This is a genomic window from Rhizobium sp. CFBP 8752 (assembly GCF_014842035.1).
In the GTDB taxonomy this organism is placed as follows: domain Bacteria; phylum Pseudomonadota; class Alphaproteobacteria; order Rhizobiales; family Rhizobiaceae; genus Neorhizobium; species Neorhizobium soli.
Map to the genome: position 1 here is coordinate 1,805,683 of NZ_JACYUZ010000001.1, position 14,198 is coordinate 1,819,880.

At 61.1% G+C, this 14,198-nt stretch carries 12 protein-coding genes and 3 tRNA genes; 9 read left to right on the forward strand and 6 right to left on the reverse strand.

Annotation, left to right across the window (positions count from 1 at the left end; all coding sequences use genetic code 11):
• Positions 1 to 193: 193 nt before the first annotated feature.
• The 5 genes from IFT59_RS08680 to IFT59_RS08700 all read left to right on the forward strand — a co-directional run bounded on the left by IFT59_RS08680 (position 194) and on the right by IFT59_RS08700 (position 2,012).
• Positions 194 to 634 carry a VOC family protein gene (locus tag IFT59_RS08680; RefSeq protein WP_192086635.1) on the forward strand — a complete coding sequence of 147 codons (441 nt, stop codon included), beginning with the start codon at positions 194 to 196 and terminating at the stop codon, positions 632 to 634.
• Positions 635 to 830: 196 nt separating this feature from the next.
• Positions 831 to 1,310 carry a hypothetical protein gene (locus tag IFT59_RS08685; protein ID WP_192086636.1) on the forward strand — a complete coding sequence of 160 codons (480 nt, stop codon included), beginning with the start codon at positions 831 to 833 and terminating at the stop codon, positions 1,308 to 1,310.
• A 177-nt stretch (positions 1,311 to 1,487) separates the two neighbouring features.
• A tRNA-Glu gene (locus tag IFT59_RS08690) sits at positions 1,488 to 1,562 on the forward strand.
• 149 nt (positions 1,563 to 1,711) lie between these two features.
• A tRNA-Glu gene (locus IFT59_RS08695) sits at positions 1,712 to 1,786 on the forward strand.
• Positions 1,787 to 1,937: 151 nt separating this feature from the next.
• Positions 1,938 to 2,012 (forward strand) — tRNA-Glu (locus tag IFT59_RS08700).
• A 27-nt stretch (positions 2,013 to 2,039) separates the two neighbouring features.
• Here IFT59_RS08700 and recJ read toward each other — a convergent pair.
• From recJ to IFT59_RS08720, 4 genes are all read right to left on the reverse strand, one after another.
• Positions 2,040 to 3,845 carry a single-stranded-DNA-specific exonuclease RecJ gene (recJ, locus tag IFT59_RS08705; protein ID WP_192086637.1) on the reverse strand — a complete coding sequence of 602 codons (1,806 nt, stop codon included), beginning with the start codon at positions 3,843 to 3,845 and terminating at the stop codon, positions 2,040 to 2,042.
• A gap of 153 nt (positions 3,846 to 3,998) precedes the next feature.
• Positions 3,999 to 5,318, reverse strand: coding sequence for a homoserine dehydrogenase (locus IFT59_RS08710; RefSeq protein WP_062580387.1), 1,320 nt, complete (start codon positions 5,316 to 5,318; stop codon positions 3,999 to 4,001).
• Positions 5,319 to 5,413: 95 nt separating this feature from the next.
• Positions 5,414 to 6,634 carry an LL-diaminopimelate aminotransferase gene (locus IFT59_RS08715; protein ID WP_113110946.1) on the reverse strand — a complete coding sequence of 407 codons (1,221 nt, stop codon included), beginning with the start codon at positions 6,632 to 6,634 and terminating at the stop codon, positions 5,414 to 5,416.
• A gap of 129 nt (positions 6,635 to 6,763) precedes the next feature.
• Positions 6,764 to 7,168: a hypothetical protein gene (locus IFT59_RS08720; RefSeq protein ID WP_082476304.1), complete on the reverse strand. Its 405-nt coding sequence runs from the start codon at positions 7,166 to 7,168 to the stop codon at positions 6,764 to 6,766.
• Positions 7,169 to 7,289: 121 nt separating this feature from the next.
• Here IFT59_RS08720 and IFT59_RS08725 point away from each other — a divergent pair, with 121 nt between their 5' ends.
• Genes IFT59_RS08725 through radC form a run of 4 tightly spaced genes read left to right on the forward strand, consistent with a single transcriptional unit; the run spans position 7,290 to position 11,577 of the window.
• A complete protein-coding gene (locus IFT59_RS08725; RefSeq protein WP_342366081.1) occupies positions 7,290 to 9,137 on the forward strand; it encodes a PHA/PHB synthase family protein in 1,848 nt (615 codons plus the stop codon).
• Between the two features lie 27 nt (positions 9,138 to 9,164).
• A complete protein-coding gene (sfsA, locus tag IFT59_RS08730; RefSeq protein WP_192086639.1) occupies positions 9,165 to 9,884 on the forward strand; it encodes a DNA/RNA nuclease SfsA in 720 nt (239 codons plus the stop codon).
• A gap of 26 nt (positions 9,885 to 9,910) precedes the next feature.
• Complete coding sequence (gene map / locus IFT59_RS08735; protein WP_192086640.1) at positions 9,911 to 10,750, forward strand: type I methionyl aminopeptidase; 840 nt, start codon at positions 9,911 to 9,913, stop codon at positions 10,748 to 10,750.
• Positions 10,751 to 10,752: 2 nt separating this feature from the next.
• On the forward strand, positions 10,753 to 11,577 hold the full coding sequence (gene radC, locus IFT59_RS08740) for a RadC family protein (protein WP_082471900.1): 825 nt from the start codon (positions 10,753 to 10,755) through the stop codon (positions 11,575 to 11,577).
• 17 nt (positions 11,578 to 11,594) lie between these two features.
• Here radC and IFT59_RS08745 read toward each other — a convergent pair whose 3' ends face one another.
• Positions 11,595 to 13,421 carry an ABC transporter ATP-binding protein gene (locus tag IFT59_RS08745; protein WP_192086641.1) on the reverse strand — a complete coding sequence of 609 codons (1,827 nt, stop codon included), beginning with the start codon at positions 13,419 to 13,421 and terminating at the stop codon, positions 11,595 to 11,597.
• A 10-nt stretch (positions 13,422 to 13,431) separates the two neighbouring features.
• Positions 13,432 to 14,196: a DUF1028 domain-containing protein gene (locus IFT59_RS08750; RefSeq protein WP_192086642.1), complete on the reverse strand. Its 765-nt coding sequence runs from the start codon at positions 14,194 to 14,196 to the stop codon at positions 13,432 to 13,434.
• Between the last annotated feature and the right edge of the window lie 2 nt (positions 14,197 to 14,198).

A 14,198-nucleotide genomic window follows, 5' to 3' on the forward strand; every position in this document is an offset into this window, starting at 1 on the left:
CGCGTTACGACATGACGGTGGAAGTGATTCTTCGCGCCTAGATTAACATCCCGTTAACCCTCCAGTGCAAGTCCCCGTCTGGACTTTATCAGCATCTTTCTACGGCTGACGGCTTGCCCCAGGCTTGCTGACCTCCTGCAATGCACCATATCCGCTCGACAGTTTGCCAACGACATCGCGGAGCTTGCGACACATGCGCTATCTACACACAATGGTTCGGGTCAAGGATCTCGACGCGTCTCTCCATTTCTACAAGACACTGATGGGTTTGGAGGAGATCCGCCGCATCGAAAATGACAAGGGCCGCTTCACGCTGGTCTTTCTGGCTGCACGCGACGACGTTTCGCAGGCTGAGGGGAACATGGCGCCGTGCATCGAGCTTACCTACAACTGGGACAGCGAGGATTACACGGGCGGACGCAATTTCGGCCACCTCGCTTATGAGGTCGACGACGTCTATGCGTTCTGCCAGCACATGCAGGACAATGGCATCGTGATCAACCGTCCGCCTCGCGAAGGTCGGATGGCCTTCGTACTTTCGCCGGACGGCATTTCCTTCGAGATCCTGCAGAAGGGCGACAACCTGCCGGTCGCCGAGCCGTGGGCATCGATGCCGAATACGGGCAGCTGGTAATCGAGGCTTGCGTCGGCCTGACCAAGGCCAACGCCCCTCTCTTGCCGAGCGAAACAGGACACGTGATGCTCATCTCCATGATTCGCGACAGAGTGTCCGCGACGCACATGAAGGGCATACCGTGCCGGTTTCGCCAGCAAGATCGATCTCAAGGCCGAGTTTTCCGCTCCTCGCAGTGGCGATAGCAGCTTTAATGATGACCAGTTGCTCGATGACCCGCAAGGTTGCCGACGCCGAACCGGTGTCCGCAGAGGCAGTGGCCGCGGAACAACCGGACGGCGCAGCTAAACCGCTTGCCAAAGGCGGCACGAGCGGCGCCAGCCTCTATGTCGATCCCCTCGTCTCTACGAAGGCGCAACAGGCCAAATCCACGCCAGCAGCAACGTCTGCTGCGCCGGGCGCCAACGCTGACCCAGGCGCGTTCCCCCCTGCGCCGAAGCAGCCGTCGAACTCCATCGCTGGGCTCGTCACGCAACCGACTGGCGTGCGCGCGAGCAGCTACAGCATCTTTTCGTCCAACGCATCGCCATTCCCATCGGCAACGACGGTACCTGCTGCTGCTCCTGACGGGCAGACAGCCGTCGCCGCTCCGGCCGGCGGCATCAATGCAGCACATGGCAGCGTCTTCACCCCCCGCCAGCCGCTGCCGGACCCGTCGCAGCAGGCGCAGCTCTAACCATCAGCCTCGTGCGGGAGCGAAAAGAGCGAGCTGGTCAAATCCGATAAGCTGCTGATTTCGCATGGCTTTACGCTTACTGAAGCCGCATTTTCCGCGCATCTAAATTTTCGCAAAAAACATCGTTTTTGCGCTTGCGGTAACGAAATCACGCCTCTATAAGGGCGCTCACTGTACGCGCCCTTCGTCTATCGGTTAGGACGTCAGATTTTCATTCTGAAAAGAGGGGTTCGACTCCCCTAGGGCGTACCAGTTCCTTCCTTCAAACTATTGATTATGCACAAGAACCTCTAAGTTCTCTTGGAGCATCCAGCCGCGCAATTTTCTCTGTTTATCTTCCGAAAAATACCGTTTTTTGGCTTGTCTGTTTGAAAAAGCGTCCCTATAAGACGCTCCTGTACGCGCCCTTCGTCTATCGGTTAGGACGTCAGATTTTCATTCTGAAAAGAGGGGTTCGACTCCCCTAGGGCGTACCACTTCCCCCTTCTTCCATATCGTCAGGCTTGTTCGCTCGCGCGTTTTCCCGCGTCCTGCCTTGGCTTGGATTATTTCATTTAAAAACAGAGAAATATCGATTTTTCTACTTGCCGGATCGGGCAAGCCTGACTATACGAGCGCTCACTGTACGCGCCCTTCGTCTATCGGTTAGGACGTCAGATTTTCATTCTGAAAAGAGGGGTTCGACTCCCCTAGGGCGTACCAGTTCTCCCCTTTTGATTAAGCCGTAATTTATCGCGACTCGACCGCGTCGAGAAGCCTGAGCTGGATCCGTCGATTTCCCTGCCACTGGTCGGCCGTGAGGCATCCCGCGGCATGGATCTGCTTTCCGCGGGAGTTGAGCAGCATCTGGCCGAGCGGCGTTTCGGCAGCCCTGAACGCAATCCCGTCCAGACGCGTGCCATCGAGTGATTCCAGCGTGATCTTCACATGCGCGGTGCCGACCAGCCGCACGTCTCTCAGACGATGGGCGGGAATGGCAAAGACGGGCTGCGCGTGGCCAGACCCGTAGGGACCCGCCTGTTCCAACTGGTCGAACAGCGCAATCGTGGCCCCTGATGCCGACAGTGCGCCATCGATCTTCAGCACGTGGTTGGCAACAAGCGCCGGAACGCCCTCAGCCGCCACTTCCTCGAAATAGGCGCGCAGCTTGCCGAGATTGGCGCGCTCGACGGTCAGTCCCGCCGCCATGGCGTGACCGCCACCTTTTAGCAGAAGCCCTGATTCGACTGCGCCGCGAACCATCCGGCCCATGTCGAAACCGTTGATCGAACGGCCGGAACCGGTGCCCTTGCCGGACGGGTCGAAAGCGATCGCGAATGCGGGCCGCCGGAATTTTTCCTTCAGTCTTGCAGCGAGAAGACCGACGATGCCCGGATGCCATTTCTCATGCGCTGTGACGATGACGGACGCGCCCTCGGCGTCACCGTATTCGCCAAGAACTTCGGCTTCGGCTTCCGCCAGCATGGCGGCTTCCATGGCCTGCCGCTCGCGGTTCAGATCGTCCAACCGGCCGGCAATTTCCTCCGCCTTGATATCGTCTTCCAATGTCAGCAAGCGGCTGCCGAGTGCTGCATCGCCGATTCGCCCGCCGGCATTGATACGCGGGCCGATCATGAAGCCGAAATGATAGGGCGTTACCGGTCCGCCGAGACCCGCCTTGCGAAACAATGCGGAAAGCCCCGGATTGACCATGTGACGAGCGGCAATCAGCCCCTTCACCACGTAGGCACGGTTCAGCCCCTTCAACGGCACGACATCGCAAACGGTTGCCAGCGCCACCAGATCCAGCAGGCCGAGGAGATCGAGAGACTGTGCGCGGCTATCGTCACCTTCGCGCAGCTGCTTAAGGGTCGCGACCATGACCAGAAACACGACTCCCGCCGCGCAGAGATGCCCCTGCCCCGAGAGATCGTCCTGACGGTTGGGATTGACGAGTGCCACACAGGGCGGCAGCACGTGACCGACCTGGTGGTGGTCGATGACAACCACATCGCAGCCCTCGTCCTTGGCCGCTGTCAGCGCGTCCTGGCTCGTCGAGCCGCAGTCGACCGTGACGATCAGTTGCGCGCCGTTCGCCACCAGTTGGCGGATCGCGTTCGGGTTAGGGCCGTAGCCTTCGAAGATCCGATCCGGAATATAGATCTCCGCCTCGACACCGAAATGCGTCAGGAAACGGTAGAGCAACGCGGAAGAGGCCGCGCCATCCACGTCGTAATCGCCGAAGATCGCAACCCGCTCGCGCCGGTTGATCGCCGCAACCAGTCTTGCTGCAGCCTTGCCGCAATCCGTCAGCGTCAACGGATCGGGCATCAGTGACCGGATGGTCGGATCAAGGAAGGCCGGGGCATCGTCGAGCGTCACGCCGCGGCCGGCAAGCACGCGAGCGACCAGTTCGGGAATGCCATGGATCTGGCTGATGGCAAGCGCGCGGTTCTGCGCCGCCTGGTCGAGCCGCGACACCCAGCGCTGGCCACTCACCGATTGCTCTACGTTCAGGAACGCGCGCGGTACCGGATCGACCGGTGACGTTGTCATGGAGAGGCTGCTGGCGATTGAGGTGGTCGATTGGGTGGTCATTCAGCCGTTTTAGCGCATCGGCGCATCAACAGTAATCTGTTTTCGGCAGCGGACGTGGCCTCGGCGAAAAAACACTGGGGCCAGTCTAGTGCGGCTCAACGGCTGCGTGGGTCACATGTCCTTGGGCCGTTCGATCCGGATGACCTGCGGCTCGCCAACCAGATAGCTTTCGGCCTTGATGGCGTCGACGGCCTTGCGGACCGAGTCCTCCATCGTCGCGTGCGTGACAAGGATGATCGTCTTCGACATCACGGACGAATCGGGCTTCGAGCGCTGGACGATCGATTCGAGCGAGATGGCGTTCTCGGCCATGCGGGCAGCGATCGAGGCGAAGACGCCGGTCCGGTCGGCAACGGTCAGCCGGATGAAATAACCACCTTCGTGGCTCTGCATCTGGGCGCGCTTGTAAGGTGTGAGCGACGCGGCCGGTGTGCCGAGAACCGGAACCTGCTGCGCGCCCGGGCGGCTCTTGGCGATGTCGGCGATATCGCCAAGCACCGAGGATGCCGTTGCATTGCCGCCCGCACCCGGGCCGACCATCAGCAGTTCGCCGAGGATGTCGGATTCGATCGCCACGGCATTCGTCACGCCATCGACCTGCGCGATAACCGAATCACGGGGCACCATGGTCGGGTGAACGCGCTGCTCGATGCCTGTTTCGGTGCGCTGCGCGACGCCGAGAAGCTTGATGCGGTAGCCGAGATCGGCGGCCGCGTGGATATCGTCGATAGAGATATTGGTGATGCCTTCGAGATAGATCTCGTCGGGCGCGATCTGGGTCCCGAACGCAAGCGTCGTCAGGATTGCCAGCTTGTGTGCCGTGTCGTTGCCCTCGATATCGAAGGCCGGATCGGCTTCGGCATAGCCCAGCCGCTGCGCTTCCTTGAGGCAGTCGGCAAAGGACAGGCCCTCCTTCTCCATCCGGGTCAGGATGTAATTGCAGGTGCCGTTCATGATGCCGTAGACACGCGAAATCGTGTTGCCGGTCAGGGACTCGCGAAGGGCCTTGATGACCGGGATACCACCGGCAACGGCCGCCTCGAAATTGAGGAGTGCGCCGTTTTCTTCGGCGATCCTTGCGAGTTCGACGCCGGATGCGGCGAGCAGCGCCTTGTTGGCTGTCACCACGTGGAGACCGCGCCGCAAGGCTGCGCGCACGGAGTCAGCAGCCGCCCCTTCGGCACCGCCCATCAGTTCCACGAACACGTCGATCTCAGCGTTTGCTGCCAGTTCTTCGGCGCTGTCGAACCAGGTCACGGCAGAGATATCGATCCCGCGGTCGCGGGTGCGGTCTCTCGCCGTCACGGCGGCAATCTCGATCGGGCGTCCGCAGGTGACCGCGAGTTCGTTGGCACGGGTCTGGATGATGCGAACGAGCGAGGCACCGACAGTGCCAAGACCCGCAATGCCGACTCTGAGGGCATCTGCCATGATAGTTTTCCTGGTATTTTGGGAGACTAGTATTTGGGAGAATGGGGCGGTCGAACGGCCGCCCCTCAAATCGTGATCGGCGGCCCGGTTCGCGGTCAGCGACGCGTGTTGAGCGTAATCACGTTGTGCATCGTATCGTCTGCCGTCGACAGAAACTTCTTGATGCTGCGGGCGGCCTGGCGAATGCGATGCTCGTTTTCGACCAGTGCGAGGCGAACGTAGTCGTCGCCCATCTCACCGAAACCGACACCGGGTGCGACGGCAACGTGCGCCTTCTCGACGAGAAGCTTGGAGAATTCCAGACTCCCGAGATGGCGGAACTTTTCCGGAATTTTCGCCCAGGCAAACATGGTCGCCGGTGGTGGCGGTACGTCGAAACCGGCCTTGCCGAAGCTCTCGACCATCACGTCACGGCGACGCTTGTAGACGCTGCGCACTTCCGCGATATCGGCACCGTCACCGTTCAGCGCGTGGGCTGCAGCCACCTGGATCGGCGTGAACGCGCCATAATCAAGGTAGGATTTGACGCGCGTCAGCGCTGCGATCAGCCGCTCGTTGCCGACAGCAAAGCCCATGCGCCAGCCGGGCATGGAGAAGGTTTTCGACATCGAGGTGAACTCGACGGCCACATCCATCGCACCCGGCACTTCGAGAACCGAAGGTGGCGGGTTGTTGTCGTCGAAGTAGATCTCCGAATAGGCAAGATCGGAGAGCACGATGATCTCGTGCTTCTTCGCAAACGCGATCACTTCCTTGTAGAAATCCAGCGACGCGATATGCGCTGTCGGGTTGGATGGGTAATTGATGATCAGAGCCAGCGGCTTCGGGATCGAATGCTTCACCGCGCGTTCCAGCGGCGGAAAGAAGCTATCGTCCGGCTCGACAGACATGGAGCGGATCACGCCGCCCGCCATCAGGAAGCCGAAGGCGTGGATAGGGTATGTCGGATTGGGGCAGAGGATGACGTCACCGGGCGCGGTGATCGCCTGCGCCATGTTGGCGAAGCCTTCCTTGGAGCCGAGCGTTGCCACGACCTGCGTATCCGGGTTCAGCTTCACACCAAACCGGCGCGCATAGTAAGCGGCCTGGGCGCGGCGAAGGCCTGGAATGCCCTTGGAGGAGGAGTAGCGGTGCGTGCGCGGATCCTGGACGACTTCGCAGAGCTTGTCGACGATCGCCTGCGGAGTGGGTAGATCAGGATTGCCCATGCCGAGATCGATAATGTCCGCGCCACCCGCTCGCGCGCTTGCTTTCAAACGGTTCACCTGTTCGAAAACGTAGGGCGGCAGACGCCGGACTTTATGAAACTCTTCCATGTTGTTCCTCAAGGATGAAATCGAAGCAGAGTTCGTCCCTCTGCTCGCGCCTCACTTTATGCCATTTTTGCTTTGCGGCCAAATGTCCTCAAACGCAATAGCAATATCCGGCCGGATCGGCTCGTCGCGCTACTGGCCGGTAATATCGGCCTGGGCATCCTTGCCGTGATCGGTGGCGAGCTTGCGGTACTCGACCACACGACGCTGATACTCCGCTTCGGAGATGGTGCCGGACTTGCGGGCTCGGGCAAGCGATGCCATGCGCGGCTCGGTCTTCTGATAGTCGGCGTCTTCGATCTGCTCGTTGGCAGCGCGAAGCGTATAGTCGAATGTGGGATATGTGCCGGTGTCGCGCTTGACGATCGGACCCGGAGGCGGTGCCGTCCTGGTCTGCGTGATAACGGCCGGTGGCGGCGTATTGGGAATACCATCATCCAGCGCAAAGCTGTTGCTGTTGCAGCCGGACACAAGAGGCATGGCGCCGATACCGATGAAAAGCGGTAGCCAGCCGATGCGACGCCTCAGTTTTTCCATGTCCGTACCCATTTTCTGTCGCCGGGGCCATCTACCCGGCAGCCTAGCCGCTGGCACTTGTATTCGGTTTCAGCCACAATGTACAAATGAAATCAGACGACAGCTGACGAGGAGGGCTCGCGTGGCGCAAAACTCCGGGGATAAGGGGACAGGCGGTCCGGAATTTCCGGGCTTCGACCCCAAGGCGGTCGAGGCCTATATCGTCAAGGACCCGCACGAGATGGCGATGAATTTCGCGCGTGCCATGGAGAACCTCGGCAAGGCCGCATCGGAATGGCTCGCGCCAAGGGAGCGCGGCGATATTCCAGACCCCGCGCTCGATCCGCTCAGTGACCTCATCAAGACGCTTTCGCAGGTCACCGAGTACTGGATTTCAGAGCCGCAACGGACGCTGCAAGCACAAACCCTGCTCTTCTCAAGCTATATGGAAATCTGGACGCGATCGCTCTCGCAATTCGGAGGCGCGCCTCAAGAGAGCGAGCCAGCGGCGCTGCCGAGAGACAAGCGATTCGCCGACGAGGACTGGGTGAAGAACCCGTTCTTTGCGTTCATGCGGCAAGTCTTCACGGTTACCGCCACCTGGGCCGAGACTCTGGTTGCCGAGGCGCAGGGGCTGGACGAGCATACGCGGCACAAGGCGGCATTCTACGTGAAGCAGGTGACCGCTGCGTTGTCGCCTGCAAATTTTGCGATCACCAACCCCGAAGTCTATCGCGCGACGGTCGCCTCGCACGGAGCCAATCTCGTCACCGGTATGAAAATGCTGGCCGAGGACATCATGGCCGGCGGCGGCGAGCTGAGACTTCGCCAGACGGATGCCTCCAAGTTTGCGCTCGGCCTCAATATCGCGCTTACACCCGGCAAGGTCGTCGCCCGCAACGACCTCTGCGAGGTTCTGCAATACGAACCGACGACGGAGACGGTCTTCAAACGGCCGCTGGTCATCGTGCCGCCCTGGATCAACAAGTTCTACATTCTCGACCTGACACCGCAAAAGAGCTTCATCAAGTGGTGCGTCGACCGCGGGCACACCGTGTTCGTGATCTCCTGGGTCAATCCCGACAGGCGCCATGCGGCCAAGGGATGGGAAGCCTACATGCACGAGGGAATCGATTTTGCGCTCGACACGATCGAGACGTCGACCGGCGAACGCGAGGTCGATGCGATCGGCTACTGCGTCGGCGGCACGTTGCTGGCGGCTACGCTCGCCTTCCACGCCAAGACAAACGTGAAAAGGATCGCATCGGCGACGTTCCTCGCTACCCAGGTCGACTTTACCCATGCAGGCGACCTCAAGGTCTTCGTCGACGAGGCGCAGGTTTCGACGATCGAGACCTATATGAACGCGACCGGCTATTTCGACGGGTCGAAGATGGCGGCGGCATTCAACATGCTGCGTGCGTCCGAGCTGATCTGGCCTTACGTGGTCAATAACTATCTCAAGGGCCAGGAGCCGCTGCCGTTCGACCTGCTGTATTGGAATTCGGACTCGACCCGGATGACACCTGCCAACCACGCCTACTACCTGCGCAATTGCTACCTCGATAACAAGCTCTCCAACGGCCTGATGGAGCTTGGCGGGGAGCGCCTGTCGCTGAAGGACATCGTCATTCCCGTCTATAATCTTGCCACCAGCGAAGACCACATCGCGCCTGCGAAGTCCGTGTTTCTCGGCTCGTCGCTGTTCGGCGGTTCCGTCGATTTCGTGCTGGCTGGATCCGGCCATATCGCCGGCGTCGTCAATCCGCCGGAAAGACGGAAGTACCGATACTGGACCGATGGCCAATTGAAGGACACGCTGGAGGACTGGGTTGCCGGCTCGCAGGAGCATGAGGGGTCGTGGTGGACGCATTGGCAGGACTGGATCGGACCGAAAGCGGGTGACCAGGTGCCGGCCCGAAAGCCCGGCGGGTCCGCGCTCACCGCGTTGGCCGACGCACCGGGAACCTACGTTCTCGTCCGCGACTGACACTTCCCAGCATTCCAGAAGAACCTCATGCGCTTTGATCCGCCGCTCGTCTCCGCAACGCTTGTCCAGCGCTACAAGCGCTTCCTGTTCGACGCGGTGCTGGATAATGGCACGCCGTTTACCGGGTCGTGCCCGAATACCGGGTCCATGCGGGGACTGTCGGACCCCGGATCGAGGATCTGGGTATCGGAGCATGACAGCCCGACCCGCAAATACCGTCACATGTTCGAAATGGTCGAGGCCGGCGGCGAGATGGTCGGTATCAATACCGGACTGCCCAACAGGCTGACCGAAGAAGCGATCCGTGCCGGCCTGATCCCCAGCCTTTCCGGCTACGGCACGATCCTGCGCGAGCAGAGATACGGGCGTAACTCCCGCATCGACTTTCTCCTCAAGCAGGAAAATCTGCCGGACGCCTACGTGGAAGTGAAGAACGTCCATTTCAGCCGTTCAGCGGGGCTCGCCGAATTTCCTGACACCGTGACGAAGCGCGGCGCCAAGCATCTCGAGGAGCTCGGCGATATGGTGGAGGCAGGTCACCGGGCGGTGATGATCTACCTCATTCAGCGTCACGACTGCACGCGGTTTTCGATCTGCAGCGATCTCGACCCGATGTATGCGATCGCATTCGCTCGTGCCAAGGCGCGCGGCGTCGAGGCCTATGCGCTCCGCTGCCGCGTCACTCGCGAGGAAATCATAGCGTCGGGAATGGTTATGATGGACGAACCCCGCCCCTCTGTTTTATGAACTGTGGGAGTTGCGAGAGAAATATCATGGTCAATTACATCGAGGCGGTTTCCGCCCCCTCAAAAAACACGGGTGCTATCCGTCTCTACGATACGGCGCAGGATTTTGACGGCATGCGCAAGGCCTGCCAGCTGACGGCGCGCTGCCTCGACGAACTTGCGGCGATCGTTCAGCCGGGCATCACCACCAATGCGATCGACCGTTTCGTGTTCGAGTTCGGCATGGACAATGGCGCCCTTCCCGCAACGCTTGGCTATCGCGGCTACAAATACTCGGTCTGCACCTCGATCAACCATGTCGTCTGCCACGGGATGCCTGACGACAAGCCGCTGCGCGAGGGCGATATCGTCAATATCGACGTCACCTATATCCTCGATGGCTGGCACGGCGATTCCAGCCGCATGTATCCGGTCGGACAGATCAAACGCGCTGCCGAACGGTTGATGGACGTGACCTATGAATGCCTTCTGCGGGGCATCGCAGCCGTGAAGCCCGGCGCCCGCACCGGCGCGATCGGCGAAGCGATCCAGTCCTATGCGGAGGCCGAGCGCTGCTCGGTCGTGCGCGATTTCTGCGGCCACGGCGTCGGTCGTCTGTTCCACGACTCTCCGAACATCCTCCATTACGGCCGCGCCGACGAAGGGCCGGAAATCCGGGAAGGCATGATCTTTACGATCGAGCCGATGATCAATCTCGGTAAGCCGCATGTGAAGGTTCTTTCCGATGGCTGGACCGCCGTCACCCGCGACCGGTCGCTGTCGGCACAATACGAGCATGCGGTCGGTGTCACCGCGACGGGATGCGAGGTGTTCACCCTGTCGCCCGGCGGTCTCGACCGGCCCGGCCTGCCTCCATTGCAGGCCTGACCATGACCAACCCGCCCGTCTCCTCGCATGACCCTATGGAAGCAAAAGAGGACGACGGGGCGGCCCTGTCTGTCGATGAACGCGGGTTCTTTGCCGAGACGCAGTCCAAGAGGCCGACGGCCAAACTTCCGCAAATCGGATCCCCTGCCGTCACGCAAGAACATTACCACGGCCACCGTGAGCGGTTGCGGGAGAAGTACCGAGACCACGGCGACGCTTCGCTGGCAGACTACGAGATCCTCGAGCTCCTGCTTTTCCGCTCCATCCCGAGGCGCGATACCAAGCCGCTCGCGAAAGCATTGATTGCTCGCTTCGGAAACCTTGCCAGCGTGCTTGGCGCGCCGCTCGGATTGCTGCAGGAGGTCAAGGGTATCGGCGAGGCCGTCGCGCTCGACCTCAAGCTTGTCGCGACGACGGGTCAGCGGATGCTGCGAAGCGAGTTGCGGGGCAAGCAGGTGCTTTCGTCCTGGTCTTCGGTGATTGATTACTGCCATGCCGCCATGGCCTATGAGGCCCGAGAACAGTTCCGCGTGCTCTTTCTAGACAAGCGCAACGCCCTGATCTCGGATGAAATCCAGGGGCATGGAACGGTCGACCATACGCCAGTCTATCCGCGCGAAGTGGTGCGGCGAGCCCTGGAGCTTTCGGCGACTGCGCTCATCCTCGTCCACAACCATCCCAGTGGCGACCCTACCCCGTCACGCGCCGATATCGACATGACGCGGACGATCGTGGAGACGGCAAAGCCACTCGGCATCACCGTCCACGACCACATCATCATCGGCAAGGACGGTCATGCCAGCCTCAAGGGCCTGAAGCTGATCTGACCTTCAGCGACTGCCGATCATGCGACCTGCACGACATGGCCGTCTGAAACCTCGCGGTACTCGCGAACCGGTGGGCGGTAATCCATTCCCCGCACCGGGCTTTTCAGCTCGTCGTTGGAAATGCCGCGTCTGATCCCACGCCTTGCCGGATCCGGCACCGGCACGGCGGCCATGAGCTTCTTCGTATAGGGATGCTGCGGATTGTCGAATACGGCCGCGCGCGGACCGATCTCGACGATCTCGCCGAGATACATGACGGCCACCCGGTGGCTGACGCGTTCCACCACCGCCATGTCGTGACTGATGAACAGGAAGGACAGGTTAAGGCTCTGCTGCAGATCGAGCAGGAGGTTGCAGACCTGCGCCTTGATCGACACGTCGAGCGCCGACACGCTTTCATCGGCAACGATCACCTTCGGATCGAGCGCGAGCGCCCGCGCGATCGCGATGCGCTGGCGCTGGCCGCCGGAGAATTCGTGCGGGTAGCGTTTTGCCATGTCGGCGGAAAGACCGACCTTTTCGAGAAGATCGGCGGTCTTGTCCCTCGCCTGTTTCACCGTACCCAACCGGTGCTTGATGAAGGGTTCGGATATGGCCGATCCTACCGTCATGCGCGGATTGAGCGATGAAAACGGATCCTGGAAGATCATCTGGACGGACTTGCGCATGTTGCGCAGGCTGACCTGGTCGAGCCGCAGGACATCGTAGCCATCGAGCGAGATATCGCCGCCGGTCGGATCGACGAGGCGCATGATCGAGCGGCCTGTGGTCGACTTGCCGCAGCCGGACTCACCGACCAGGGCCAGCGTTTCGCCCTGGAACAGATCGAAGGACACATTTTCCACCGCATGCACCGCGCCGGTCTGGCGCGACAGGAGGCCGGAGCGGATCGGGAAACGGGTCACCAGGTTCTTGACGCTAAGGACCGGTGTGCGGCCCTTTTCCACGGTGCCTGCCACTTCGATCGGCTCGACGGCCAACCCGGTTTTCATGTCGACCACGGGGAAGCGGGTCGGCCACGCATGGTTCTGCATCGAACCGAGCTTCGGCACCGCCGAGAGCAGCGCACGCGTGTACGGATGCTTGCCGCGGTGGAAGATCTCCTCCGTCGGTCCGGTCTCGACCTCGTCGCCGCGGAACATGACGATGGTACGGTCGGCGATCTCGGCGACGACGCCCATGTCATGGGTAATGAAAAGGACCGACATGCCCTCTTCTTCCTGCAACACCTTGATGAGATCGAGGATCTGTCCCTGGATGGTGACGTCGAGCGCCGTGGTGGGTTCGTCCGCGATCAGAAGCTTGGGCTTCGAAGCAAGCGCCATGGCAATCATCACGCGCTGACGCATGCCGCCGGAAAACTGGTGCGGATATTCGTCGAACCGAGATTGCGCGTTGGGGATCCGCACCTTTTCGAGCAGCCTCACGGTTTCGGCGCGCGCCTCCTGCTTGGACATCCCCTTGTGACGGGTGAGAACCTCGGAAATCTGCCGGCCGATGGTGAAGATCGGATTGAGCGAGGTCATCGGCTCCTGAAAGATCATCGATGCTTCATTGCCGCGCACCCCGCGCATGTCCTTTTCGGAGATGGACAGGAGATCGCGTCCGTTCAACATAACCTCGCCTTCGATGCGGCTCGTGTTTGACGCGAGCAAGCGCATGATTGACAGGGACGTCACGGATTTGCCGGAACCGGATTCGCCGACGATGGCAACCGTTTCGCCAGGCATCACATCGAAGGAGACGTTGCGGACGACGCTCTTCCAATCGCCATCGACGAGGAAGGAGGTGGTGAGGTTCTTCACGGAAAGGACGGGAACAGTCGGCGTGGAGGTCTGGCTCATCGGGTGACCCTTACTTGAGCGTCAAAGGGGTGGCGTAGGAGGCTGACGGACGTTTCTCGGCCAGCCGTTGCGCTTCGATCGCAGCAATCTTTTCGTCGATGATGCTGCGGTCGGTCATGCCGTGCGGGTTTTCCCGGGTCGGCATGGTCTCAGCGACATGCAGGAAGCGCTCCTGCGCCACGGCATAGAGGCGACGCAGTTCGAAAAGCGGCTCGGGATGATCATCGGCGTTGATCCGCAGCCAGGGATAATCCTGGTCGCGGTAGATGACGAGCGCTGCCGACTGGCGGCCGCGCTTGTCACCGCCAGCCGCCTCGCCCGCGTCCATGGCATCGAGCAGGCGTTCGGCAAGCGGTGCACCGCGTTCAGCTGCTTCGTTGTAGACACGCATGGTCTCGGCGATGACCTGCGGTCCCGCCAGCATGTTGCCGGCAACCGAGACGTTGCGGTCGACGAGGTGACCGGCCCAGTCGACGCAGTTTTCACCGGTGAAGGCGGCGTTGCGACCATGGGCGTCGATCAGGTGCATCTGCCGCTGGCGGTGGCCGTCGTCGCGCGCAGTCAGGCTTGCAATGACCTCATTCGGTGACCTGCCCTCCTCGAGAAGCTTCAGGCCATCGGTTCCATAAAGCGGGCTGACGAAGGCCTGGGTGGCGATAGCGCCCACCCTGCCCCTGATATGTGGCACGGCGCATCCAACCGCGAAGAAACGGCTGGCGACGGCTATGCCCAGATGTCCCGTGTCTTGATCACGCGCGACGATTGACCAGGTCATGG